This window comes from Ensifer sp. R-19, assembly GCF_049905105.1.
GTDB lineage: Bacteria > Pseudomonadota > Alphaproteobacteria > Rhizobiales > Rhizobiaceae > Ensifer.
In genome coordinates, this window is the sequence record NZ_CP184569.1 from 1,579,261 (window position 1) to 1,603,198 (window position 23,938).

At 63.3% G+C, this 23,938-nt stretch carries 22 protein-coding genes; 12 read left to right on the forward strand and 10 right to left on the reverse strand.

All coding sequences use genetic code 11. The features are described from left to right. Nucleotides 1-40 precede the first annotated feature (40 nt). The gene (locus tag ACN9MO_RS07720) at nt 41-964 is read left to right on the forward strand and encodes an alpha/beta fold hydrolase (RefSeq protein ID WP_425987023.1); all 924 of its coding nucleotides are present in this window, start codon (nt 41-43) and stop codon (nt 962-964) included. Nucleotides 965-975: 11 nt separating this feature from the next. Here ACN9MO_RS07720 and ACN9MO_RS07725 read toward each other — a convergent pair whose 3' ends face one another. Further along, entirely contained in the window at nt 976-2,175 is a 1,200-nt protein-coding gene (locus ACN9MO_RS07725) for a GGDEF domain-containing protein (RefSeq protein WP_057250208.1), read from the reverse strand. A gap of 135 nt (nt 2,176-2,310) precedes the next feature. After that, nucleotides 2,311-3,438 carry an anhydro-N-acetylmuramic acid kinase gene (locus ACN9MO_RS07730; protein ID WP_057250206.1) on the reverse strand — a complete coding sequence of 376 codons (1,128 nt, stop codon included), beginning with the start codon at nt 3,436-3,438 and terminating at the stop codon, nt 2,311-2,313. Between the two features lie 98 nt (nt 3,439-3,536). Between ACN9MO_RS07730 and tyrS the strand changes: the two genes are divergently transcribed. Then, nucleotides 3,537-4,790 (forward strand): tyrosine--tRNA ligase, encoded by a 1,254-nt coding sequence (gene tyrS, locus ACN9MO_RS07735; RefSeq protein ID WP_057250204.1) that lies wholly within the window; start codon nt 3,537-3,539, stop codon nt 4,788-4,790. Between the two features lie 51 nt (nt 4,791-4,841). On the opposite strand, the gene ACN9MO_RS07740 is transcribed toward tyrS, so the two are convergent. Next, nucleotides 4,842-8,234: a DUF3971 domain-containing protein gene (locus ACN9MO_RS07740; RefSeq protein ID WP_057250202.1), complete on the reverse strand. Its 3,393-nt coding sequence runs from the start codon at nt 8,232-8,234 to the stop codon at nt 4,842-4,844. 412 nt (nt 8,235-8,646) lie between these two features. On the opposite strand from ACN9MO_RS07740, the gene ACN9MO_RS07745 reads away from it, so the two are divergent. The 5 genes from ACN9MO_RS07745 to ACN9MO_RS07765 all read left to right on the forward strand — a co-directional run bounded on the left by ACN9MO_RS07745 (nt 8,647) and on the right by ACN9MO_RS07765 (nt 13,575). Further along, nucleotides 8,647-9,114, forward strand: coding sequence for a peroxiredoxin (locus tag ACN9MO_RS07745; RefSeq protein WP_057250200.1), 468 nt, complete (start codon nt 8,647-8,649; stop codon nt 9,112-9,114). An 8-nt stretch (nt 9,115-9,122) separates the two neighbouring features. Then, complete coding sequence (locus tag ACN9MO_RS07750; RefSeq protein WP_057250198.1) at nt 9,123-9,950, forward strand: ferritin-like domain-containing protein; 828 nt, start codon at nt 9,123-9,125, stop codon at nt 9,948-9,950. Between the two features lie 103 nt (nt 9,951-10,053). Beyond that, nucleotides 10,054-11,385 (forward strand): M23 family metallopeptidase, encoded by a 1,332-nt coding sequence (locus tag ACN9MO_RS07755; RefSeq protein WP_057250197.1) that lies wholly within the window; start codon nt 10,054-10,056, stop codon nt 11,383-11,385. Between the two features lie 199 nt (nt 11,386-11,584). After that, a complete protein-coding gene (locus ACN9MO_RS07760) occupies nt 11,585-13,099 on the forward strand; it encodes a DEAD/DEAH box helicase (protein WP_057250195.1) in 1,515 nt (504 codons plus the stop codon). A gap of 8 nt (nt 13,100-13,107) precedes the next feature. Further along, entirely contained in the window at nt 13,108-13,575 is a 468-nt protein-coding gene (locus tag ACN9MO_RS07765; RefSeq protein ID WP_057250194.1) for an NUDIX domain-containing protein, read from the forward strand. Nucleotides 13,576-13,672: 97 nt separating this feature from the next. On the opposite strand, the gene ACN9MO_RS07770 is transcribed toward ACN9MO_RS07765, so the two are convergent. The 7 genes from ACN9MO_RS07770 to ACN9MO_RS07800 form a co-directional block, all read right to left on the reverse strand. Further along, entirely contained in the window at nt 13,673-13,990 is a 318-nt protein-coding gene (locus ACN9MO_RS07770) for a TfoX/Sxy family protein (protein ID WP_057250192.1), read from the reverse strand. Nucleotides 13,991-13,994: 4 nt separating this feature from the next. Beyond that, nucleotides 13,995-15,611 (reverse strand): NTP transferase domain-containing protein, encoded by a 1,617-nt coding sequence (locus tag ACN9MO_RS07775; RefSeq protein WP_057250190.1) that lies wholly within the window; start codon nt 15,609-15,611, stop codon nt 13,995-13,997. Continuing rightward, nucleotides 15,608-16,315 carry an XdhC family protein gene (locus ACN9MO_RS07780; RefSeq protein ID WP_057250188.1) on the reverse strand — a complete coding sequence of 236 codons (708 nt, stop codon included), beginning with the start codon at nt 16,313-16,315 and terminating at the stop codon, nt 15,608-15,610. Before ACN9MO_RS07780 ends, ACN9MO_RS07775 begins: the two co-directional genes overlap by 4 nt. 2 nt (nt 16,316-16,317) lie before the next feature. Beyond that, the gene (locus ACN9MO_RS07785) at nt 16,318-16,650 is read right to left on the reverse strand and encodes an XdhC family protein (RefSeq protein WP_057250185.1); all 333 of its coding nucleotides are present in this window, start codon (nt 16,648-16,650) and stop codon (nt 16,318-16,320) included. Between the two features lie 24 nt (nt 16,651-16,674). After that, on the reverse strand, nt 16,675-17,928 hold the full coding sequence (locus ACN9MO_RS07790; protein ID WP_057250183.1) for a vWA domain-containing protein: 1,254 nt from the start codon (nt 17,926-17,928) through the stop codon (nt 16,675-16,677). 2 nt (nt 17,929-17,930) lie between these two features. Continuing rightward, a complete protein-coding gene (locus ACN9MO_RS07795) occupies nt 17,931-18,860 on the reverse strand; it encodes an AAA family ATPase (RefSeq protein WP_057250181.1) in 930 nt (309 codons plus the stop codon). A gap of 126 nt (nt 18,861-18,986) precedes the next feature. Beyond that, the gene (locus ACN9MO_RS07800; RefSeq protein ID WP_082615818.1) at nt 18,987-19,436 is read right to left on the reverse strand and encodes a flavin reductase family protein; all 450 of its coding nucleotides are present in this window, start codon (nt 19,434-19,436) and stop codon (nt 18,987-18,989) included. A 331-nt stretch (nt 19,437-19,767) separates the two neighbouring features. On the opposite strand from ACN9MO_RS07800, the gene ACN9MO_RS07805 reads away from it, so the two are divergent. From ACN9MO_RS07805 to ACN9MO_RS07825, 5 genes are all read left to right on the forward strand, one after another. Beyond that, nucleotides 19,768-20,856: a branched-chain amino acid ABC transporter substrate-binding protein gene (locus ACN9MO_RS07805; RefSeq protein ID WP_057250178.1), complete on the forward strand. Its 1,089-nt coding sequence runs from the start codon at nt 19,768-19,770 to the stop codon at nt 20,854-20,856. Next, nucleotides 20,853-21,860, forward strand: a complete 1,008-nt coding sequence (locus tag ACN9MO_RS07810) for a P1 family peptidase (RefSeq protein ID WP_057250176.1) — start codon at nt 20,853-20,855, stop codon at nt 21,858-21,860. The genes ACN9MO_RS07805 and ACN9MO_RS07810 overlap by 4 nt, the downstream gene beginning before the upstream one ends. A 75-nt stretch (nt 21,861-21,935) precedes the next feature. Further along, a complete protein-coding gene (rpe, locus tag ACN9MO_RS07815; RefSeq protein WP_057250174.1) occupies nt 21,936-22,613 on the forward strand; it encodes a ribulose-phosphate 3-epimerase in 678 nt (225 codons plus the stop codon). Further along, the gene (locus ACN9MO_RS07820) at nt 22,610-23,353 is read left to right on the forward strand and encodes a DUF2259 domain-containing protein (protein ID WP_113479912.1); all 744 of its coding nucleotides are present in this window, start codon (nt 22,610-22,612) and stop codon (nt 23,351-23,353) included. The genes rpe and ACN9MO_RS07820 overlap by 4 nt, the downstream gene beginning before the upstream one ends. Next, on the forward strand, nt 23,350-23,910 hold the full coding sequence (locus tag ACN9MO_RS07825; protein WP_425987031.1) for a hypothetical protein: 561 nt from the start codon (nt 23,350-23,352) through the stop codon (nt 23,908-23,910). The genes ACN9MO_RS07820 and ACN9MO_RS07825 overlap by 4 nt, the downstream gene beginning before the upstream one ends. Nucleotides 23,911-23,938: the final 28 nt, after the last annotated feature.

The window sequence follows — 23,938 nt, forward strand, 5'->3', positions numbered from 1 at the left end:
ATGGTGCAAGTCTGAGCTGTTTAAAGGACGGCAGGGTTATTTGGAGTTGATCCGTTTGTCCGTGCTGGCGTGCGCGTCACGCCAGGCGCTTTTTTGGGGGATCGCGATGACGGGAATGTTGGGCGTTTCATTTGGCGAACCGAAATGGCAGACCCTTCCGGACACTCCGGCGCTTCCAGCGGCCACGCAGAACGGGTTCGTACCGGTATCGGGTGCGGAAATCTGGTACTCGGTCTACGGCACAGGCGAGCCCATCATCATGTTGCATGGAGGCCTGGCCAATTCCGACTATTGGGGGCGCCAGGTTCCTGAACTCGCCAAGTTCTACCAAGTCATCGTTCTCGACAGCCGCGGCCACGGCCGCAGCACCTGGGACAACCTTGTCGGTTACGACCTCATGGTTTCCGACGTCGTCGGGGTGATGGAACAGCTGAACATACCCAGAAGTGCCATTGTCGGCTGGAGCGACGGTGCCATTACCGGCCTCAAGCTGGCGATGCTGCATCCCGAGCGGGTCAGCGGCGTATTCGCCTTCGGGGCAAACAGCAACCCGTCCGGAACCTTCGATCTAACCAATAGCGCCATGTTCAACGCATACGAGGCCCGGGCCCGCGTCGAGTACGAGCGGTTGTCCCGCACTCCCGGCGGATACGCTGCCTTCTATGATCAGATGCTGAAGATGTGGACCTCACAGCCAAACATGACGGACCGCGATCTCCAGGGAATCCGGGTTCCCGTCTGGGTCGTGGATGGCGATCACGAGGAAGTCATCAAGCGAACGGATACACTGTTCATCGCCGACAACATTCCGAACTCCGGTTTGCTGATCCAACCGGAAGTCAGTCACTTCTCCCTCTTGCAGGATCCTGACCAGTTCACTCTGGACATTCTTCGCTTTCTGCAGGCGAAGGGTATCGGCAAGACATCCGGCGCGCTTGCGGACGCCCGTCCAATCTATGCTTGAGCCCGCGGCCCCTAGGGGCGACCGACCCACTGCGGCACGGTCGGATTGACGACCGTGGTCGGCGTCTCCGTGCATTCGACCCGATTGCGCCCGTTTGCCTTGGCCGAGTAGAGCGCCATGTCGGCGCGCTGCATGACGGGATCCAAGGCCTCGCCGCTGCCGACGGCTGTGACGCCGAAGCTCGCCGTCACGCGCGCTGCTTCCGGCAGGCCGGCGATTTGCTGGGACATGATGGCAGCGCGCATGCCGTGCGCGACGACGCGCGCTTCTGACAAGTCCGTGCAGGGCAGAAACACCGCGAATTCCTCACCGCCAAGGCGGCCTGCCACAGCACGGTTTGGCATGACGTCCATCAGCACCCGCGCAAAACGACGGATCACCTCGTCGCCGGCGAGGTGGCCATAGGTGTCGTTGACCAACTTGAAGCGATCGAGGTCGGCGAGGACAAGCGTGCCCGGCGTCTGGGTCGCACGCGCATGCAAGAGCGGCATGACGCGATCCATGAAGCCACGGCGATTGTAGAGCCCCGAAAGCAGGTCGATTTCCGAACGGGCCTGCACATCGTCAACGATGTCCTTCACCATCACGCCGAGCATGGCAAGCCCTGCCCCGACGATCAGCATCGCGCCGAGTGCCTGGGAAATGAGCGCGAATGGGCTCGAGACGTAGTCCTGGGCGGTGACGCCCGAGCCGGCCGCAACGGCGGCATAGATTTTCACGAGATAATAGAGCGAGCAGAGCGCCAGAAGACCGAAAAGCAGCCAGTCGGAGAACGAGCGTCGCCCCGAGCGCAGCACCACGGACGCGGTCCACACCTGGATCAGGAAGAAAGGCATCTGGTAAGGGATGGCGTGCTGCCAGGTGCCGCGCGGCAAATCGTAGATCTCCATGTCGAGCGCAACGCCCACGACGAAACACGCGGCAAGCACCGGCCAACGCACCGGAACCTGATAGAAGAGGCCGAGGCCAAACCGCAGGAGACAGAAGCCGCCGAGCACGCAGGCGAAGGCGCCGATGGCAAAGAGCCGCGGTGTCGACGAGAAGGGAACGATCGCTTCGCAAACGGCAGCAAGCGACGCGACGGTAAAACCGGCCGCGCACCACAGCGCCGCGCGGCGCTGTCGGCTCTTTACGGCAATGGTGAGGAATGCGACCGTGAAAATCTGCGCAATGATAAAGTTCACAGCCAGCAGAGAGATCGCACCACCCATCGAAGAACCCGAAACCTTCGTCCTGCGGCTAGCCGCCTTTCGCCACCTCCGGTGGTCGCGGAGGCCGATCCTAATTGGCCGATGCGAAAAATTGATTAATCCATTCGGTGGATAGCATATACCGTTTCGGGCCTATCAGCGAGCAGGTCTGGCGGCTTGTTTTCCGCCCGTGACAGGCCGCCGGACCCCGGTCGTTCCCGGATAGGTCAGCGGCAAGCCCTGCAGCGATCTTACGGCGAGATAGGCCCAGGCCTCGGCCTCCATGGAATCGCCGTTAAAGCCGGCGTCCTCCGCCGGCAGCACCGCTGCACCCTCTTCCTTGGCGAGCGCCGCGAGGTCGCGCATGATCACCGGATTGAGGCGGCCGCCGCCGCAGATGATGTAGGTCGATGGCCGCTGCGGCAGGTGTCCGGCCGACTTGAGGATTGCTGCCGCGGACACATGCGCAAGCGTGCGGGCGCCGTCGGCAAGACCGGCGTCACTCCCCGTCGGCGGCGCGAAATCGTTTCGGTCGAGCGACCGGCGCTGCTTCGCAGTGAAGAAGGGATTGGCGAGGTAGCGCTCCGCGAGATCGGGAAGAACGGCGCCCTCGCTGGCGATCATGCCGCCCTGGTCAAAGGGAATGCCGGCATGCGCCTCGACCCATTGATCGATCAGCGTATTGCCCGGGCCGCTGTCATAGGCAACGAGCGTTTCGCCCGCGCCGATGAAGGTCAGGTTGGAGATGCCGCCGATATTGACGAAGACGACCGGCGCCGAAAGGCCGGCGGCGCCCCGCGCCAGAGCGGCGTGATAGGCGGGGATCAGCGGTGCACCCTGCCCGCCATGCACCATGTCGTTGGCGCGCATGTCGTAGACGACGTCGATGTCCGTTTCGCCGGCAAGCAGCGGGCCGTCGCCGATCTGCACCGTCAAGGCCTCGTCGGGACGGTGCAGCACGGTCTGCCCGTGGAAGCCGATCACGTCGATAGCCGTCGGCGACAGGTCGTTTTGCTGCAGGAAGGCTTTGACTGCTTCGGCATGCCGCAGCGTCAGGTCGCGCTCAAGCTGCGACAGCGCGCCGGGCCTTTGATCCCGTTGCGTGATCGTCTTTGCGTCGACCAGTCCCTGCTTCAGCCGGTCGCGAAAGCGGGCGTCATAGGCAAAGCCGGCGGAGGGGCCGCGCTCGACGATGTCTTCGCCGTCGGTCCTCAGCATGGCGACGTCGATGCCGTCCATGCTCGTGCCGCTCATCAGGCCGATTGCCGTTCTTGTCCGTGTCATGCCGTCAACATTTCCAGAATCACTTTTGAAGTGATTATGCGCGGAAACAGTGCTAAACGCCCGTTCGTTCAAAAACTTCCCCGCAAGAGAGACAGATCATGTCCGGTTTCAAGTCCGATTTCCTTCACACCCTCAGCGAGCGTGGTTTCATCCACCAGATCTCCGACGAGTCTGGCCTGGATGAACTGTTCCGGAAGGAAATCGTGACGGCCTATATCGGCTTCGACCCGACCGCACCGAGCCTGCATGCCGGCGGTCTCATTCAGATCATGATGCTGCACTGGATGCAGGCGACCGGCCATCAGCCGATCTCGCTGATGGGCGGCGGCACCGGCATGGTGGGCGATCCGTCCTTCAAGGACGAGGCGCGCCAACTGATGACGCCGGCGACGATCGAAGCCAATATCGCCAGCATCAAGACGGTCTTCTCCAACTATCTCACCTATGGCGACGGCCCCAAGGACGCGTTGATGATCAACAACGCCGACTGGCTGCTCGGCATCAACTACCTCGAGTTCCTGCGCGACGTCGGCCGTCACTTCTCGGTCAACCGCATGCTGTCCTTCGACAGCGTCAAGACGCGGCTCGATCGCGAGCAATCGCTGTCGTTCCTTGAGTTCAACTACATGATCCTGCAGGCCTACGACTTCGTGGAACTGCACAAGCGCACCGGCTGCCGCCTGCAGATGGGCGGATCGGACCAGTGGGGCAACATCATCAACGGCATCGACCTCGGCCACCGCATGGGCACGCCGCAACTTTACGCGCTGACCTCGCCGCTTTTGACGACGGCGTCGGGCGCCAAGATGGGCAAGTCGGTCAACGGCGCGATCTGGCTCAACCCGGATATGCTGTCGGCCTATGACTTCTGGCAGTACTGGCGCAACACCGAGGACGCCGACGTCACCCGCTTCCTGAAGCTCTATACGACGCTGCCGATGGCGGAGATCGAGCGGTTGTCAAAGCTCGGCGGATCGGAGATCAACGAGGTCAAGAAGATCCTGGCGACGGAAATCACCGCCATGCTGCACGGCCGATCGGCCGCCGAGCAGGCGGCGGAAACCGCGCGCAAGACCTTCGAGGAAGGCGCGCTCGCCGACAACCTGCCTTCGGTCGAAATCCCGACCGCCGAGCTCGAAGCCGGCCTCGGGCTTTTGACGCTGATCGTGCGCGCCGGCCTCGCCGTCTCCAACGGCGAAGCCCGTCGCCACGTGCAAGGCGGTGCCGTCAGGATCAACGACGAGGCGGTCAGCGACGAGCGTCGTCTGATCGGCACCGGTGACGTCACCGCCGATAATGTCGTCAAGCTGTCGCTCGGCAAGAAGAAGCACATCCTCGTGCGCCCGGCTTGAGCCGAGCCACAACGAATAGATGACTGAGGCCGGCCACCACGCCGGCCTTTTTCATTGGAACTCGAAGATGCTGCGGAAGACGCCCGGCGCGATGATCGACAGGGGATTGACCGTCAACTTCGGCTGATTGAAGGGACCGTTGAGCTTGAAAGTGATGCCGAGCAGGCCGCGGTCGCGGCCATTGCCGAGCAGAACGCCGATCAGCGGCAGTTCGCCAAAGATACGGTTCAAGCCATAGGCCGGCATGAAGGTGCCGGTCATATCCATGATGCCGTTGTTATCGCGCACCGTCCCCTGGAAGGTCGCGCCGACGTCGGTGCCGCGCAACACGCCGCCATCGACGCGGATCGCGCCGCGGTCGAGCGCGAGCTGGGCGAAACCGCGCTCGAAGCGGGCCGAGCTCACGTCGATGTCGCGGCGGACGGCCTGGTTGAGGCTTCGCCCGTCGGCGCCTGTTGGCGTCGACACCATCGATTGCAGGCGTTGTTCGCCGACGAGCTGGAACTTGCGGATGTCGACGCTCCCGCGCCAGGAACGCCCGCCACGATCGCGCAGTTTGAGATTGAGCAGGCCGCCGCGCATGTTCTGGTAGATATCGGCAAAGCGTGCCAGCGCGCCGGCGTCGCCTGTGGTCAGCTCAAGCGTATTATCGGCGCCGGCCTTGGCAATCCGGGCGACAAGTGCCTGACCGCTGCCGGTGACAGCCGAAAGATTGACGTCCTCGATCTGGCTGCCGCGTTCGGCATAGACCAGGTTCACATTCGACAGGGATTCGCCGTTGAAGCCAGTGACGCGATCGAGCTGTGCCTTGATGGTGATGTCGTCGCCGCCGCCCTGGCTCTGGTCGCTTCCCGCCTTCATCTGCGCGAGGATCGGCCTGATGTCTGCAGCGGCGCCGCTGAGCGTGGCCGTATAGCCCCCCTTGCCGCGGTCGACCGAAACCTTGAAGTCGTCGCCCTGGGCCAGTCGGACGTTGTCGAGGCGGGCGGAGACCAGTCCGCCACCGTCCACCTGCAGATCACCCCGTGCACCGAAACCGTCTCCGGCGACGGCAAAATCGGAGATGACGACGGTGTCATTAGACTTGCTCGCCGTGAAACGCGCCTCCGCCGGAATGCCGGCTCCTTTGCTCCAGCCGATCCACGGCAAGGACAGAGCGGCCTTTGCGAGCCCGATCTTCGCCTCTACCCGATCCTGATCGCCAATCGTCACGTCGGCACTGATCGGTCCGGAGACGATCTTCGACAGGCCCGGCGCCAGCTTCTGCCAGACACCCTGGTCCAAGGTGCCTGAAATCTCACGCGAGCGCTTGACCTTCGAATCGCTATCGACCGGTTCCGTCAACGCAATGCTGACCTTGGCGCCCTCCAGTTGCGCGTCGGCATCGAGCACGGCCTGCTGATTGTCGACCCGGAACGTTCCGACGAGGTCGGATACCGGCCGGCCATAGAACGCCCTGTTGACGCTGACCTTGTCCAGTTGCATCTCCACCTGCCACAGCGGCTTGGGCGGGCGCTGGTCCGAGATCAGGCCGAAGCGCGCACCGACAAGCGCGGTGAGAGGACCGCTGAAGTCCTCCGGCAGCAGCGACGTCTTTTGCAGTGCCTGGATCGGTTTGTAGGTGACGAGTTCGGCAATCGCATCCGCAGCACCTCCAACCTCGATCTTCATCTCCGCCATCAGCGGCTTGGTGTAGACATCGGGGAGGATGAAGTCGCCGCCGTTGAGCGCCACGGACCGTCCCGACGGGAAATAGGCGGTGCCCTGCCCGATCTCAACCGTCATGCGCTGGCCGCTCAGCTTGAACTTGCCGGAGGTGTCGCGCAGCGGCGGTATCTCGCCGGTTATGTTGATGCGGGTGTCGTCGATGTCGAAGTTGATGTTGAGCTCCTGTTCGTTGAGCTTCAACTCCCCTTCGTTGTTGGCAATCCGGCCTTCGGCAACTGACACTTCGATGCGCGCATTGGTGACTATGCCGCCGAAGAGGTTGCCGATCGCCCAACGGCGAGCGCCCTTGGCGATCCACCACGGCCACAACTGCTTGACGGCCGTCGCCTCCATGCGGTCGCTGACGGCGGCAAAGCTGATCTGCGGCGAGGTCTTGCCGAAGGCGACCGAAAGCGAGCCATACATCGAGCCAAGCGGGCTCGACACGGCGAGCTGATCGAAGATCAACCGGTGGGTGTCTGCGGTGAACCGGCCGCTTGCCTTGGCATCGAAGGTCAGCGGCTGATCGGTGACGTCTTCCGGGGCCGAGCTTGCGTTCTTCAGGAGGAGATCGATCGCGAAGCCATTGTCCGTGGCGCCGGCAAGTTTGTCGAGGTCGATGACCGCGCCGGTGAACGGAAAGGTCGAGCGGCCGATCTTGACGACCGATGGCAGGATCTCGACCGCGGAGCGCCCGAAATCATAGGCGATGTCCATTTGCGACGGATTGAGCGTCGAGACGAGGCCGCCGGCATGGAAGGTGCCCTTGGAGGTGCGCACTGCCACGCGCAGATCCGGCTTCGCCTCCCCGACTGCCCGCGTCGCGTTCAACGTCAGCCCTGCCGTCGCGTCGATGCCAAAGGCCTGCTCCGCACCCGACTTGCCGTGGTAGAAGAACGGCGCGAGAGGCAGATTGGTGATCGCCGCATCAAAGCCGGTCACGTGCCCTCTCTGGCCAAGCGCGTCGGCGGTGATATCGACCTCGACACCATCGACGGTGGCGCTGCCCTTGACGCTCATCGAACCGCTGGCATCCCGGTTGAATTCGAGTGCGGAGGCGACGACCGGAACGACGCGGTTGCGGGCGCCGACGACGGAAAAACTGAAGTCGGAGAGTGTTACGGTCTGGCTGCCCCGCCCGGCCGCCATCTGCGACATGCGGTCGACATGGGAGAACAGGGCCTCGAGCGCATCGCCGACATCGGCGATACGGATCTTGGTGAGATCGAGCGGCTCGCCCCGAGGAAGGAGCCCGGTATCGAAATCGCCGCCTTCCGCTTCAAGGCTGGAGACGGCGATGCGGCCGGTCATCAGCGCCAATGGGTCGAGTGCGATCGAGATCGAGCGAAGCTTCGCGACGGGTTGGCCGGATGCCGCTTCGCTGAGCGCCACCTCGCGGGCCTTGAGCGCAATCGCGCCGCTTGCCGTCACGCGCACGACCGTGCTGCCGACGTCGGCGCGGTAGGCGTCTCCGAGCGCAGCATTGAGGGCCGTCCGGGCACGCGCGTTCAGCGTGCTGTCCATCATGCCGCTTTCGATCACGGTCACGAGGATCGCCCCTATGATGAGGGCGAGCAGGGATATGGACAGGGCAATCTTGGCACAGAGACGCAGCAGGGCGCGCTTGCGTGGTGCGTGCACGATCATGGGATCGTGAGCCTGCGCCGAAGGCAACGCATGCAGCGCGACGATGTCTTTCTTGCGAAAGCCGACTTTTTCGCCGCGGATCTCACTCATCAGCGCGGACGTCCTCCGTTCGATACGAGCTCTTTCGCCGCGCCTTCTTTTCAATCGTTGCGGACGGCTGTTTCTCGTTTCCTGTAGACCACATGTCGTCGTGCAGAGTCACCATGAGACGCTGGACCATGCTGTGGAAAGCCACCACCCTCAACGGGAATCGCGCGGGCGAGCGACTGCAACGCTTCGTAGCGGCTGACGCCGTCCGAAACCTGTCGAATCTAGCACAAATGCGCTGGACGGCAGTCGACGAATTTCGATATGCCCTACAGCGCCGCGTGCCTTTAGAGGCGCGCAAAAGTCGCTGTAGAACTTTGAGTTGCCGCAGATTTCGCATTGATCGGCAACGATCAAGGGCGACATGCAGTAGCGTCCGATTGTCTGCAAAACTTGGCAGAAGGAAGGTTTAATCATGGCAAGACCCGTTCCCGGAGATGTCGCTCCCGATTTCACGCTGCCGCGCGATGGCGGCGGCACGATCTCGCTTTCCGCCTTTCGCGGCCGCCCCGTCGTGCTGTTTTTCTATCCGAAGGACGATACGCAGGCCTGCACGCTGGAGGCGATCTCGTTCTCCGAACTTGCCGAAGAGTTTGTCGCAGCCGGCATAACGCTGATCGGCCTGTCACCCGATTCAGTGAAGAAACACGATCGCTTCGCCAAGAAGCACAACCTCACAGTGACGCTCGCCGCCGACGAGGAAAAGGCTGTGGTGACTGCCTACGGCGTCTGGGTCGAGAAAATGATGTACGGCCGCAAGTACATGGGCGTCGAACGCAGCACCTTCCTGATCGGCGCCGACGGCGTCGTCGTCAGGGTATGGGAAAAGGTGAAGGTCGACGGTCATGCCCAGGAGGTCCTGGCCGCCGCGAAGGCCCTCTGAGGAACCCCATGACCGAATTGCCCGTGTTTCACAGCCTGCGGGGCGGCGCAGTCGAAGCGATTCGCGCCGCCGACCTCGAGGTCAAGACGGCGCTTGCGCAAGAAACGGCAAGGCGCTGGCAGCGCCGCACGCTGTCGCTGCGCTCGCCGCTCGACCGACCCGTTCCGGTTCGCCCCGGGCGGCCGGACAAGCCGGTACTGACACCGCCGACGCACGTGAAGCGGCGGTCGCTCGGTTCCCTCAAGGGACGCATCGCCTTGCTGCACTCGATCGCCCATATCGAGTTGAACGCCGTCGACCTGGCCCTCGATATCGTCGCCCGCTTTGCGACCGAGCCGGTGCCCAATTCCTTCTTCGACGGCTGGATGCGTGTCGCCTTCGAGGAGGCCAAGCACTTCCGGCTGGTCCGGCAGCGGCTGAACGATCTCGGTGCAGACTATGGCGACCTGCCTGCCCATGACGGGCTCTGGCAGGCGGCGCACGATACCCGCAACGACCTGACGGCCCGCCTTGCCGTGGTGCCGCTCATTCTCGAAGCGCGCGGTCTCGATGTGACGCCGGCCCTTCAGGCCAAGATGCGCGAAACCGGCGACGTCGAGAGCGCCGCCGTTCTGGATGTGATCTACGAAGACGAGAAAGGCCATGTTGCCGTCGGCGCCAAATGGTTCCGTTTTCTCTGCGCCCGCGAGAAGAAGGATCCCGCAGCGACCTTCCAGGCGCTGGTGCGCGCCAATTTTCGCGGACCATTGAAGGCACCGTTCAACGACATTGCCCGCGCCGAGGCCGGACTGACGCCGTCCTTCTATCGCTCGATGACTGCCTCGACCAACCGATAGCCGCATCACGCAACCGCAATCATCCTTACCAATTGTTAACCCTAACGAAGTGTAATGATCCGCAGGTGATGCGAGGCAACGCGCACATGGCGGGAGAGAACGGGTGTCTGGACGTTCGGCAAATCGTGCCTTCGGAAAACGTAAGGAAAATCACGTTCTGATACTGGCAAGTGGCGACAAGGTTCGACACATGACGGTTCGTCCCTGGATGGCGGCAATCGCCGTATCCTTCGCCGGCGTCTGCAGCATCGGCTATCTCGCGGCCACATCCTATCTGGTCCTGCGCGACGATCTCATCGGCGGCACGATCGCCCGCCAGGCGCGAATGCAGCACGAATACGAGGATCGAATCACGGCATTGAGAGCGCAGGTCGATCGCGTCACCAGCCGGCAACTGCTCGACCAGCAGGTGGTCGAAGAAAAGGTCGAGAAGCTGCTGCGCCAGCAGATGGCGCTGACCTCGCGCAACGGAAAGCTCGGCGCCCTGGTCGAAAGGGCCGAAAGTTCCGGCCTGACGACGGAAAGCAACGGGACCCCGGAGATTGAACCCCTCGCCTTTGAGAAACGGGCCGACGCCAGCAGCGGCGGCGTAAAGGCGATCGAGAAATTGATGGGCCTGAGCGGCGCGTCGGTCACCGGTGCAATTCGTCCCGCTCCCCTCGCCTATGCCGCACCCGATGCGGCCGAATCGACCTCGGACCGTGCCGACCGGATATTCTCCAAAGTGACGCTGTCGCTGAAGGACGTCGAACTCGAACAAATGGCGCGACTGAAGCAACTGACGGATGGTGCTGCAAAGACGTCGGGTGCGATTCGCTCGATCGTCGGTCGGACCGGCGTCGATCTGTCGGTCGGCGATGTCGCAGCAATGGTCCCCGCCGCGACTTCGGACTCTGCCGATAGCGCGATTGGCGGCCCGTTCGTCGAACCGGCGAATGATGACGAGTTCGGCCAGTCGCTGGCAGCTCTCGATTCGGCTCTTCTGGAACTCGAACGGACGCGGGCGCAGGTCCGCGCGCTACCGTTCGGCAACCCGTCTCCGGCGAGCGACATCACCAGCGACTTCGGCAACCGTCTCGATCCCTTCCTCGGTCGCCTGGCGCTCCATGCCGGCATCGACTTCCGCGCGACGGTCGGCACGCGCATTCGCGCGGCCGCTCCCGGCACCGTGACGAATGCCGGCTTGACCGGCGGCTACGGGAACATGGTCGAAATCGACCACGGAAACGGCGTGTCGAGCCGATACGCCCACCTCTCCGCCGTTCTGGTGAAGGTCGGCGACCAGGTGACGGATGGTGAAGTCATTGCCAAGTCCGGCAATACGGGTCGTTCCACCGGTCCGCACCTTCATTATGAAATCCGCCTGAATGGCGAGGCGGTGGATCCCATGCGCTTTCTCGATGCCAGCCGGAAGCTCGCCTCCTACATGAACTGACGGGTCGTTTCGTTGTCTCCAGGTCTTGCGCGGCTTGACAAGAAATGCGACAGATTCGCCACTATTTACCTTTTGCTGCTTCAACGTGCTGGATTTCTTGACTTTCAGCGACGTTCAGCTTATGAGCGCGGCCACGTCTCGTGCGTTTTCCATCGATCGATCAGTGTTCTATTGAACCGGAACGGAAACAGATTTCCCTTTGACCAATTTTGCTGACCTTGGCCTGAGCCAAAAAGTTCTCTCCGCTGTCACCGATGCGGGCTACACAATCCCGACCCCGATCCAGGCTGGCGCCATTCCGCCGGCCCTGCAGCGTCGTGACATTCTGGGCATCGCCCAGACAGGTACGGGCAAGACAGCTTCGTTCGTGCTGCCGATGTTGACGCTGCTGGAAAAGGGCCGCGCCCGCGCCCGCATGCCGCGCACGCTCATCCTGGAGCCGACGCGCGAACTCGCCGCCCAGGTCGCGGAGAACTTCGACAAGTACGGCAAGAACCACAAGCTCAACATCGCGCTTCTGATCGGCGGCGTTTCGTTCGATGAGCAGGATCGCAAGCTCGAGCGCGGCGCAGACGTTCTGATCTGCACGCCCGGCCGCCTGCTTGATCACTTCGAGCGCGGCAAGCTGCTGATGACCGGCGTCGAGATCCTGGTCATCGACGAAGCCGACCGCATGCTCGACATGGGCTTCATTCCCGACATCGAACGCATCGCCAAGATGATCCCGTTCACGCGTCAGACTCTGTTCTTCTCGGCGACCATGCCGCCGGAAATCCAGAAGCTCGCTGATCGCTTCCTGCAGAACCCGGAGCGCGTCGAAGTCGCCCGCCCGGCCTCCACGGCACAGACGGTGACACAGCGCTTCGTCGCGGCGCACGCCAAGGATTACGAAAAGCGCGCGGTGCTGCGCGATCTGATTCGCGCCCAGGACGATCTGAAGAACGCCATCATCTTCTGCAACCGCAAGAAGGATGTCGCCGACCTCTTTCGGTCGCTCGAGCGTCATGGCTTCTCGGTCGGCGCCCTGCATGGTGACATGGACCAGCGCTCGCGCATGGCCATGCTTGCCGGCTTCAAGGACAACAATATCACGCTGCTCGTTGCATCCGATGTTGCTGCCCGCGGCCTCGACATCCCCGATGTCAGCCATGTCTTCAACTTCGACGTTCCGATCCATGCGGAAGACTATGTTCACCGGATCGGCCGCACCGGCCGTGCCGGTCGCTCTGGCGCCTCCTTCACGCTTGTGACCAAGCGCGACACGAAGTTCTCCGATGCGATCGAGAAGCTGATCGGCCAGAAGGTCGAATGGCTGAACGGCGACCTTTCCAATTTGCCCGAGCCGATGGAAAGCCACGACAGCGGTCGCCGCGATCGCGGTCGCGATCGCGATGGCCGCAAGGACCGGAAAAAAGATGGGGAACGCGGCCCGAGGGCTCGCGCCGATCATAAATCCGATACCGTGCGTGTCGATAGTGAGGCCGAAGTTGAAACAGTCGTGGAAAGGGCGGAATCGGTGAAACCGGCACGCAGCGCAGAAAACAAGCAGGGACAGAACAACCGCGCCGATCGTCCGGTGCGCGCATCGAACCCGGCCAACGATGACAATCGCGATCGCCGCAACCGTCACCGCCGCGACTATGATGACGGCCCGACGCCCGTTGGCTTCGGCGACGAAATCCCCGCTTTCATGCTGATTGCCGGCAAGGCCTGATTAAACCTATGGGCCTGCCGGGCATCGATTTTCCGGGTCTCGGCTGCGGACTTGCAATCGTGCGCGACGGCAAGATCCTGCTCTACAAGCGCGTTAACGCGCCTGAAGCCGAGCACTGGAACATCGTCGGCGGCAAGGTCGATCATATGGAACGCTCGGAAGCCGCAGCGCGGCGCGAGGCCGAAGAGGAAAGCGGCCTCCAGATCCGTTCGAGCGAGTTCCTCTGCCTCAGCGAACAGGTGATCGAGGCTGACCGCCAGCACTGGATCTCGATGATCTATGTGACCCGGGACTTTATCGGTGAGCCTGAACTCACCGAGCCGGACAAGCTTTCCGCTCTCGGCTGGTTCGATCTCGATGCCCTGCCCCAGCCGCTGTCACGTTTTACGACCGACGCAGTCGATGCGTTGCGCAGGCTGGAGCACAAGAGCGCCGTGCGTTCAAGCGAAGGCACAAAGGACGCTCTAGCACTTTGATTATAGAGCATCTTTCCGCCTCCAGTGATTCCACTTGAGAGCGGGATGCTCTAGCGGCGCAGTCGTCGCGGATTGCCTCCGCTGGCGGGTTTATCCTCTATTTTCTCGATCGTAACGCTGCTTGATAGGCAAGCCGCACCCAGCGCGCCATCTCGTCGGGGTCGTCAAAGGCGTCGTCCGGTATGCTCCAATAGGGCATCTTCACCGGCTTGCCCTTGCCATCATAGGCCCATTGCCGGGAGCCGGCCGCCTCGAAGGTCGGCGCCGTCTGCTCGTCCCCCTTCAGGAGGATTTCTCCGTCGACCTCGAGTGCGAAGATGATGCCCTGGCAATAGATCCCCTTGCCGCCGAACATCCGCTTGATGGTCACCGGCCCCAGCGTCTCGAACATCTCCTCGATGGCAGCATTGTCCACGCGTTCATTCCTCCAGGATACCGCCGGCAGCCACAATCTGCTCCGGCGTGTCGAGATCAAGCCGCGCCGCCGAACCAAGCTCGACATCGATGACCGGCAGTCCGCACTTCTCGATGATGTGCCTTGCGCCAACGTCTCCAACCAAAAGACGGACAGCGGAAAAGGTTTGCCGCGGCAGGATGACCGGATTGCCGCGTTGCCCATCGGCGGTTGCCCGAATGACGGCGCGGCCGCCTTCGGCCGCAAAACGATCGAGCAACCTGCGCAGATCGCCGCTGCTGACGCCCGGCATGTCGGCGAGCATGACCAACATGCCCGCGGATCGCTCGTTGATGGCCGAAAGTCCAGTCGTCAGAGATGAGGCCATTCCGGACATGTAGTCTGGATTCGAGACGAGCTCCGCCGGCAGGCCCTCCAGCGCAGCGCGGATATCGGTCTCGCGGTGGCCGGTGACCACGACAACCCTGCCGGGCGCTGCTGCGATCGCCGCCTCGACGCTGCGGCGAACCAGCGGCACGCCGTCAAAGGTCGCCAGCAGCTTGTGTCCGCCGTCCGGTCCCATCCGGCTGGCGCGGCCGGCGGCCAGAACCACGATCTCCACCGGGCCCGACGGCAACGCCGTTGCTTTTTCGCGCGGCTGCGGCCGGGTCGGGATTTCACCGAGCAAACCGCCGACGCCAAGGCCGGTTATATCGTCGAAGCTCGGCCACTCGCCGGCGAGGATACGGTCGAGGATCCAGTCGAATCCGTTCTCGCGCGGGCTGCGGGCGCATCCGGGAGCCCCGATCACGGGGATCTCGCCGACACGGCCAAGAACGAGGAGATTGCCGGGATCGACAGGCATGCCGACATGATCGACGACGCCGCCCGCCCGCCGGACAGCCGCAGGAATGACATCATCCGGATCGGCGACAGCGGAAGCCCCGAAGACCACCAGCAGGTCATGGGCGGCTTGGAGGTCGTCGATTGCTGCGGCGACCGCGCCTTCCGTGTGTGCGACGCGTCGCTCGGTCACAAGCTCGCTTCCCGACTGCCGCAGGCGGGCCGCCAGGATGGTTCTCGTCTTGTCCATGACCTGGGGCTTCAGTGTCGGCAACTGAGTTGCTATTAGCGCTGCGCGTCGCGCGGAAAAGGGTTTCACTTCGAAGGCGGCATGGCTCCGGAGCAGCTTCTGTGCTTCCTCGACGAATTGACCGGCCACGGCAAGTGGAATGATCTTGATCGTTGCGACCATGTCGCCGGCCTGCACAGGCACATGGTCGGCAAGGCAGGCGAGCGTGATCGCCGGATCGATGCGGTTCAATCGGTTGACAGTGTCGCGCGTCGCGACGAAGAGACCGGCAACCCGAGAATAGACGTTCACCCGGCCGGTTGCTGCCTGGGAGAAGCGCAGGTGATCGGGTGCGATTGCCGCAGCAATGCGCGTTGCGGCCTCGTCTTCCATGAGATCGCCGGGGTCAAGGCGCGCAACAACCACCTCCAGCGTGCCGCAGGCGATCAAGGCGGCGATATCGGCGGGCGAAAGCCGGTGACCCTTCGGCAGCCGGAACTCATCCGTCTTGACCGCATGCGCCAGCATGGCGCCCTCCGCTTCGCTGGTCTTGACTGGACCGAACCTCACGCAATCACTCCTTTGACATGGCTGGTATCGCGGCGCCGTAGCGCCTCGATGATTTCGGCCAGGATGGCGACGGCGATCTCGGCCGGGCTCGCCGCACCGATATCGAGGCCGATCGGCGCGCGGATTCGGGCTATGTCGGCATCGGAAACACCGGCCTGTCGCAACCGCTCGACCCGTGTCGCATGGGTTTTCCGGCTGCCGAGCGCGCCGACGTAGAAACAGCCAGCTGCAAGGGCGACGCGGATCGGTTCGTCGTCGATCTTCGGATCATGGGTGACGGCCACCACGGCGGTGAAGCGATCGAGCGGCCTTTGTTTCAAGGCATCCTCGGGCCATTCGGCGATGAGCTCGACGCCAGCGAAACGTTCCAGCGTTGCGAAGGCCGTACGCGGATCGATGATCGTCATGTCGAAACCGGCAACGGGCGCCAGCTGGGCCAAAGCCTGTGAAATATGCACGGCGCCGATGACGAGAATGCGTGGCGGCGGCAAGTAGACATTGAGGAAGAAAGCGCCCTGCTCCGTCTCCACGATCCCGGCCTTGCCGGATTGCAGGGCTCGCGCGACCGGAACGCGCCAGGCGTCGGGACAGTCATCGCCCTCAAAATAGAGCTGGCTGCTGCTGCCGGCGAGAGCGCTGACAGTGACAACCGCCCGACGCGCCGAACGCGCCGCATTGAGTGCTTCAAGAATGCTCCGTTCCATCGCTAGCCTTCGACCCGTTCAACAAAGACCCGAATCCTGCCGCCGCAGGAAAGCCCGACGCGCCAGGCGGTTTCGTCCGCAACGCCGAAATCGAGGATCCTTGGCGCGCCCGAAGCGATGACATCTGCCGCTTCGGTGATGACGGCGCCTTCGACGCAGCCGCCGGAAACCGAGCCCTGAAAATTGCCGTCGCCGTCGATCACCAGATGGCTGCCGACGGGGCGCGGCGCCGAGCCCCAGGTTTCGATCACAGTGGCAATCGCCACCTTACGCCCTTCCTTCATCCAGGCTTGGGCGATGTCGAGCGGATCCAGAACATTTGCAGCTTCCAGCATGTTGCCACCCTCCCGCCGGACAGATCAAGATCCGAGGAACCGCCGCGGGTCAGCCTGCCGGGATCCCTGCCCGGAAAGCGCCTTCACCAGTTCCCCAATCGATTCAAGATTGTGCACCGCCCGGAATTCGTCAACATGCGGCAGCATCGCTCTGACGCCGCGCGCACGCGCCTCGAAGCCGTCGAAGCGCAGCAGCGGGTTGAGCCAGATCAGCCGGCGGCAGGACCGGTGCAGTCGATCGATTTCGATTTCAAGATCGCCCACATCGTCACGCTCCAGGCCATCGGTGATCATCAGCACGATGGCGCCTTGTCCGAGCACGCGCCGCGACCAGCGTCTGTTGAATTCATGCAGCGTTTCGCCAATGCGCGTACCGCCGGACCAGTCCTTCACTGCAGCCACGCAGTCGTCGATCGCGGCATCCGGATCGCGATTGCGCAACTGGCGGGAGACATTGGTCAGCCGTGTGCCGAACAGGAAGGTGTGCACGCGCCGCCGCTCCTCGGTCAACGCATGCAGGAAATGCAGAAAGATGCGGGTGTACTGGCTCATCGAGCCCGAGATGTCGGCAAGCACGACGAGCGGCGGATGCACCACACGCCGCTCCCGGAACCGCGGCAGGATCAGTTCCCCGCCGAAACGCATCGCGTCACGCACGGTGGCGCGCGGGTCGATGCGGATCTGCCTCTTCGATGGGCGGAAGCGACGGGTTACGACACGGTCCATCGGCAGCGTCAGCGCGGCAAGGGCGCGTTTCGCCTCGGCAAGTTCGGCAGCACTCATCTGCGCGAAATCGGCCCGACGCAGGAGCTCGCGGCCCGAAACCGTGAAGCGCGCATCGATATCGATCTCGGGTTCCTCACGTGGCGGTCGATCCGCTTCGTGCCCGGAAAGCAACGCATCGCTGACGCGTGTCTCGCCGGCCCGCCGCTGTTGCCGCTCGCTTTCGCGCTCCGGCGCCAGCGGCGACATCATCGCGATCATCTTCTCGACGAGGCCGCGCGAGCGCCAGAACAGCCGAAAAGCTTCGTCGAACACCGGCTGGTCCTCATGGCGCTTCACGAAGACGCATTGCAGTGCGGCGTAAAACGCATCCCGGCCGCCGATCCCGATCAGCGCCACCGCATCGATGGCATCGGCAATCGCCCCGGGCCCGATCTTGATGCCGGCGCGACGCAGGGCGCGTGCGAAGAAGACGATGTTGTCGGCAAGCCGGCCGTCGCTTTCCCCTGGCGGCGGGACAATGGCACCATCCCTGTGCTGCTCCCGCACCTCCATCGTCAGCCCGCTGCCAGCAGTTCCGCCTTGACTTCGGCGAGCAGCTTGCGCCCCTCGGCACCCTCTATCCTGGCGATGTCGTCTTGGTACTTGAGCAATGTTCCGAGCGTATCGGCGATCGTTTCCGGATCGAGCGCCAGTCGGTCGAGTTCCGTCAGCGCCGTTGCCCAGTCGATCGTTTCGGCAACGCCCGGGTTCTTGAAGAGGTCGACCGTCCGCAGCCGCTGCACATAGGCGATGACCTCGCGCGACAGCGTCGCGTTGCAGCCGGGCACCTTGCGGCGGATAATTTCCAGCTCCTGCGCCGCCTTGGGATAATCGACCCAGTGATAGAGGCAGCGTCGCTTGAGCGCGTCATGGATCTCACGGGTGCGGTTGGTGGTGATGATGACGATTGGCGGTTCGTCCGCCCGGATTGTTCCAAGTTCCGGTATCGTGACCTGAAAATCGGACAAAACTTCGAGCAGGAACGCCTCGAAGGCCTCATCTGTCCGGTCCAGCTCGTCGATCAGGAAGACAGGCGCGCGGCCCGCACTGGAAGAAATTGCCTGCAGGACCGGGCGGCGGATCAGGAAGCGTTCGGAAAAGATATCGCTTTCGATCCGTTTGCGATCGACCTTGCCGGCTGCTTCCGATAGGCGGATTTCCAGCATCTGTGCCGGATAGTTCCATTCGTAGACGGCCGAGGCGACGTCGAGGCCCTCATAACATTGCAGCCGGATCAGAGGCCGATCGAGCGCCTTTGCCAGAACCTTGGCGATCTCGGTCTTGCCGACGCCTGCTTCGCCCTCGAGAAAGAGCGGGCGCTTCATCCTGAGCGCCAGAAACAGCACCGTCGCCAGCGCCGTTCCCGCGAGATAGTCATGCGCCTCCAGCAGCGCCATCGTCTCCTCGATGGACTGCGGCAGGGCTGTGGTCGCCTGTGTCGCCATGTCTCCTCCGCCACGGCTCGAATCGATAACTTGATGTTGAAAAGCGAATGAACTCACCCTTCCAACTCAAAGGCTTACGGCGATCTTCTCATGTCTCGATGGGCACGAAATCTCGCCACGTAAAACTTATAGCGAGTGGTATCCGCGGTCCACATAAATGAGTGGCGGCCGCGCCGGTCCGATGGCGACATCGACGACTTCGCCGAAAAGCACCAGATGCGTGGCGATCGTCTTCACCTCGATGAGCCGGCAATCGAACGAAGCGATCGCGTTGGTGAGGATCGGAGAGCCTGTCGTCAGCTTGGTCCACTTGCCAAGGGCAAAGCGCAGATCCATGTCGAGCTGATCGCGGCCGGAAAAAGCGTGTGCCATGGCGCGATGTTCATCGCCAAGCAGATTGAGCGCGAAACTGTCGCTGCGCGTGAAGATCTCATTGCGCGGATTGGCGCCGTTGAGGCAGGCCAGAATCGTCGGCGGACTGTCGGACACGGAGCAGGATGCGGTGACCGTGACACCGCGCCGCTCGACACCATCGGCCACGGTGATGATCTGCACGTGACCGGCCAGGCGACTCATGGCGTCGCGGTAACTGATGGGGTCCAGCCGGCTCTTGTCCAACAATTCTTTCTCCGAGCGAAGTCAGCCACATACATAGACAGTACCGGGAAATATGAAACCCGCTGCAAGGAGAATCTTGCAGATCTGCGACACGGCAGCGACGCGGATAGAACCATCCGCGGCCGAAGTCACATCTTTTCCTTTGACGCGGCAGGGCACATCCTTAAAACATGCGGCCACTACCGTGCCGCGCGCCCGTCGCGACCGGCACGGATAAGGCAATGTTTGGGCTCGCCGCAGGGTCAGGATCCCTCCTGATCCGGGGAAAATGCGGCAGCGGAGAAAATGAATGCTTCGATCGATCGTCGCCAGCCTTGTCGTGGCCGGACTGGTACAGGCCGCACCCGCCGCGGCAGCCGGCATCAAGGTGGCCGTCGTCGCGCCGGTCGAAGGCCCGTTTGCACCTCTCGGCAAGCAGATCATCGATGGCGCCGCGTTCCAGGCCGGCGATCGCGGCAGTGAGATCGTCGTCATTCCAGAGAGTTGCGATACGGCCGGCAATGAAGCGCTGACCAAGGCGCTGCTTGCGGCCGGCGCCGAGGCAGCGATCGGGTTTCTCTGCACCGAAAGCCTGGACGCCACACTTCCGGCACTTGCCGAAGCGGGCCTTCCCGCCATCACCCTCAGTGTGCGTTCCGATGTCCTGATGGAAGATGCGCTGAAGAAGAAGTGGCCGCTCTTCCGTCTTGCGCCGAGCGGTAACGCCGAGGCTGCCAGCATCGTCGACACCATCGTCCAGCGCTGGAAGGACAAGCCGATCGCGTTGATCGACGATGGAACCATCCACAGCCGGGAACTGGTTGAAAGCGTACGCTCCGCCCTCGGCGAAATTGGGCTGACACCGGTCTTCACCGACACCTATCGGCCCGCCCAGGAGCAGCAGGTCAACCTGGTGCGGCGACTGGTGAAGAGCGGCGCGACCCATGTCTTTACCGGCGGCGACAGGCAGGACACGGCGGTGATCGCGCGCGATGCGCAAGGCGAAGGCGCGAGCCTCGCCTTGCTCGGCGGCGATGCGCTGAATGCCGCCGATCTCACCGTGCCGCTCGCCGATGGCGTTTTCGCGGTCACCTTGCCGGACGCATCGCAATCGCCCGAGGGCAAACCGGTCGCGGATGCCTTGCGCGCCGCCGGAACCGAACCGGATGGCTACGTATTGTCCGCCTTTGCGGCGGTCTCCCTGCTCGAGCAAGCCAAGGACCAGGCGGAAAAGGACGACAAGCCCCTTCTCGACGCATTCGCCAAAGGACCCTATCCGACCGTGCTCGGCCCCATTGCCTTCAACGCGCAGCACGAGCGCGCCGAAAATCCCTATCGCCTGATGCAGTGGCAAGGCAGCCGCTTCGTGCCCGCGCCTGCCGAAGGAACCGCCCAATGATGCGCACCGGACCGCTGAACCTGATTACCGACGTTGAGGGCCTGACGGTCGGCAATGCCGAGGATCACCGGCTGAAATCCGGCGTCACCGCCATCCTCTGCGATCCCCCGGCAACCGCTGCGGTTCAGGTGCTGGGCGGCGCGCCCGGAACGCGGGAAACCGATCTGCTCGACCCGCACAATACGGTGCAGACAGTCGACGCCCTGGTGCTTTCCGGCGGTTCGGCCTTTGGCCTCGATGCTGCGTCCGGAGCCCAGGCCGCGCTAAGAGAAATGGGCCGCGGCTTTGCCGTCGGTCCGCACCGGATACCGATCGTGCCCACCGCCATCCTGTTCGACCTGATCAACGGCGGCGACAAGGACTGGGGACGTTACCCGCCCTATCGCGAACTCGGCTTCGAGGCGGTTCGTCGCGCCGGCCCGTCGTTCGCGACCGGAACCGCCGGCGCCGGTACCGGCGCTCTGACCGCCGCCTTCAAGGGCGGCCTCGGCTCGGCATCGACCGTTCTGCCAAGCGGCATCACCATCGGCGCGCTCGTCGCGGTCAACGCGCTCGGCTCGGCGACCGTTGGAGATAGCAGGCATTTCTGGTCCGCACCCTTCGAGCTTGATGGCGAGTTCGGTGCGCTCGGCCTGCCGCATCCCCTGCCCGCTGACGCCGCCGATATCCGCATCAAGTTCCGCGACCGGCAGTCCGCAGCCGCCAACACGACGATCGCCGTCATCGCGACGGATGCAGTGCTCACAAAGGCCGAAGCGAAGCGCCTGGCAATCGCCGCCCATGACGGTTTTTCCCGAGCGCTCTGGCCGGCGCACACGCCGCTCGACGGCGATCTCATCTTTGCGCTTGCCACCGGCGCCAGCGGCAAGACCCCCACACTTGAGGATTTCATCGACCTCGGCGCGGTGGCGGCATCGACGATGGCACGCGCCATCGCCCGTGGCGTTCATGACGCGGCCCCGGCCGAAAACGACCTCATGCCGTGTTGGTCGCAGCTCAGCTGACGCAGCTTTGATCGCAGGCATGTTGTTTGCGCGGCCAGCCGGTGCTATTGCGCGGAAAACACGCTGGAGTGCGCCATGACCCATCCTATCCGCATTGCTCCGTCGATCCTGGCGGCCGATTTCTCCAAGCTCGGACAGGAAGTCCGCGACGTCGTCGATGCCGGCGCCGACTGGATCCATCTCGATGTCATGGACGGGCACTTCGTGCCGAACATCACCTTCGGCCCCGACGTGATCAAGTCGTTGCGCCGCTACACCGATGCGACGTTCGATTGCCACCTGATGATTTCGCCCGCCGATCCGTTCCTCGAAGCCTTTGCGAAAGCCGGCTGCGATATCCTCACCGTGCATGCCGAAGCCGGTCCGCACCTTCACCGTTCGCTGCAGACCGTCCGGTCGCTCGGCAAGAAGGCCGGTGTCTCGCTCAACCCGGCAACGCCGGAAAGCGCCATCGAATACGTGCTCGATCAGGTTGATCTCATCCTGGTCATGACCGTGAACCCGGGCTTTGGCGGACAGAAGTTCATCGAAGCTACGGCGGAAAAGATTCGCCGCATCAAGGCGATGATCGGCGATCGTCCGATCGAGATCGAAGTCGACGGCGGCATTACGCCCGACACGGCGGCTTTCGCAACCGGCGCCGGCGCCAACGTTCTCGTCGCCGGTTCGGCGATCTTCAAGGGCGGCTCCGTCGAAGCCTATCGCACGGCGATCGAGGCGATCCGCACGCCGGCAGAGAAGGCCTATCGATGACGCCGCGCGCGGCACTGCCCGGCGTGCTTTTGCTGGGCGCTGCGGCAGCCGCAGCGCCGGCCTCGGCGGGCGACTATGCCGCGCTCCAGCCGATCGGCTTTTCGGCCGACGGCAATGTCTTCGCCTTCGAGGAATACGGCGTTCAGGATGGCTCCGGCTTTCCCTATTCGACCATCTATGTGATCGATACGCGCAATGACAGTTTCTTGCCCGGCGCGCCGGTGCGCGCCGTCAGCCGCGAGGATGGCAGCCCGCTCTCCAAGGCGCGTCACGAGGCACGCCGCCGTGCGGCACCCTTGATCGACGCCTATCGCCTGGCTGATGCGCCCGGGCTGCTTGCCGCCTATAATCCGATCACCGAGGCGAACGCCAAGCCGCTGGCGCTGACCTACGATTCCTTTGCGGCCGACGAAGGGTTCCGCGAGACCTATTCGGTAACGCTCGAAGAGAAAACCTTCGAGCCGGAAGGCATCTGCAAGGACTTCCTGAAGGAGGTCAAAGGCTTTCGTCTGTCGATGACGATGAAGGCCGGCAAGCCGGCAACAGACATCCTGCAGGACGATAGCCGCTTGCCCGAGAGCCGCCGCTGCCCCACCGGCTATCAGGTCGGTGGCGCCGTCACCCATCGGAATGACGACGGCTCCGAAACCCACGTCATCATGGTTCTCGTCAAGTCGCTCGGCTTCGAAGGCACAACCGATGGATGCTGGATCGCGATCCCGACCCGGATCGCGAAATGAACGACGCGGCGGCCGGCGTCGAGGCAAAAGCAGATCTGGCGCCAGTAGGCGCCCTGCATCGACGACGGTTCGCCCGATCCCTTCCGACGATGCGGGCGCTTGTCATCGGTGCGCCGCTCTGGGGCGGCGCGATGGTGCTTTCGGCCTGGTGTGGCCTCTGGCTTCGCGAGCGTGCTCTCACCTTTCATCTGTCCGAGCTGCTTCTGATCTTCGGCTTCGGGGCGCTTCTGGCCTGGGCGCCATCGCTGTTCCTGGCTCGACTTGCAGCCTCGGGGCGTCGGCCGGAAACGCGTTTTGCGGCTTACTTCTTCTTCCTTTCGCTAGGCACCGTCGCGATGACGGCGATGCTCTATGCTCTCGACTACCGGCAGTTTTACGCCCAATGGCACGCGCCTGCCGGCACCAGGACCTGGTTTTTCCAGCTCGCCTTCACCTCGCTCATCGCGTTCTACCAGTTTCTGGTGATGGGGCTTCGCCTCTATCTGCCCCTCGGTGGTGCTATACTCGTCGGCGTCAGCCTGTGGCTGGCGAGCGAGCGCACGAGCCAAACGCGTTGAGCTTCACGGCTATCTTTGCTAGAGGCAC

Coding starts and splice junctions, on each gene's coding strand:
- ACN9MO_RS07790 (WP_057250183.1), bottom strand. CDS start 17,928: ATGGAGGTGCGGGAGCAGCACAGGGATGGTGCCATTGTCCCGCCGCCA.
- ACN9MO_RS07800 (WP_082615818.1), bottom strand. CDS start 19,436: ATGAGTCGCCTGGCCGGTCACGTGCAGATCATCACCGTGGCCGATGGT.
- ACN9MO_RS07805 (WP_057250178.1), top strand. CDS start 19,768: ATGCTTCGATCGATCGTCGCCAGCCTTGTCGTGGCCGGACTGGTACAG.
- ACN9MO_RS07725 (WP_057250208.1), bottom strand. CDS start 2,175: ATGGGTGGTGCGATCTCTCTGCTGGCTGTGAACTTTATCATTGCGCAG.
- ACN9MO_RS07810 (WP_057250176.1), top strand. CDS start 20,853: ATGATGCGCACCGGACCGCTGAACCTGATTACCGACGTTGAGGGCCTG.
- ACN9MO_RS07795 (WP_057250181.1), bottom strand. CDS start 18,860: ATGGCGACACAGGCGACCACAGCCCTGCCGCAGTCCATCGAGGAGACG.
- ACN9MO_RS07780 (WP_057250188.1), bottom strand. CDS start 16,315: ATGGAACGGAGCATTCTTGAAGCACTCAATGCGGCGCGTTCGGCGCGT.
- ACN9MO_RS07820 (WP_113479912.1), top strand. CDS start 22,610: ATGACGCCGCGCGCGGCACTGCCCGGCGTGCTTTTGCTGGGCGCTGCG.
- ACN9MO_RS07750 (WP_057250198.1), top strand. CDS start 9,123: ATGACCGAATTGCCCGTGTTTCACAGCCTGCGGGGCGGCGCAGTCGAA.
- ACN9MO_RS07825 (WP_425987031.1), top strand. CDS start 23,350: ATGAACGACGCGGCGGCCGGCGTCGAGGCAAAAGCAGATCTGGCGCCA.
- ACN9MO_RS07745 (WP_057250200.1), top strand. CDS start 8,647: ATGGCAAGACCCGTTCCCGGAGATGTCGCTCCCGATTTCACGCTGCCG.
- ACN9MO_RS07730 (WP_057250206.1), bottom strand. CDS start 3,438: ATGACACGGACAAGAACGGCAATCGGCCTGATGAGCGGCACGAGCATG.
- ACN9MO_RS07740 (WP_057250202.1), bottom strand. CDS start 8,234: ATGAGTGAGATCCGCGGCGAAAAAGTCGGCTTTCGCAAGAAAGACATC.
- rpe (WP_057250174.1), top strand. CDS start 21,936: ATGACCCATCCTATCCGCATTGCTCCGTCGATCCTGGCGGCCGATTTC.
- ACN9MO_RS07765 (WP_057250194.1), top strand. CDS start 13,108: ATGGGCCTGCCGGGCATCGATTTTCCGGGTCTCGGCTGCGGACTTGCA.
- tyrS (WP_057250204.1), top strand. CDS start 3,537: ATGTCCGGTTTCAAGTCCGATTTCCTTCACACCCTCAGCGAGCGTGGT.
- ACN9MO_RS07785 (WP_057250185.1), bottom strand. CDS start 16,650: ATGCTGGAAGCTGCAAATGTTCTGGATCCGCTCGACATCGCCCAAGCC.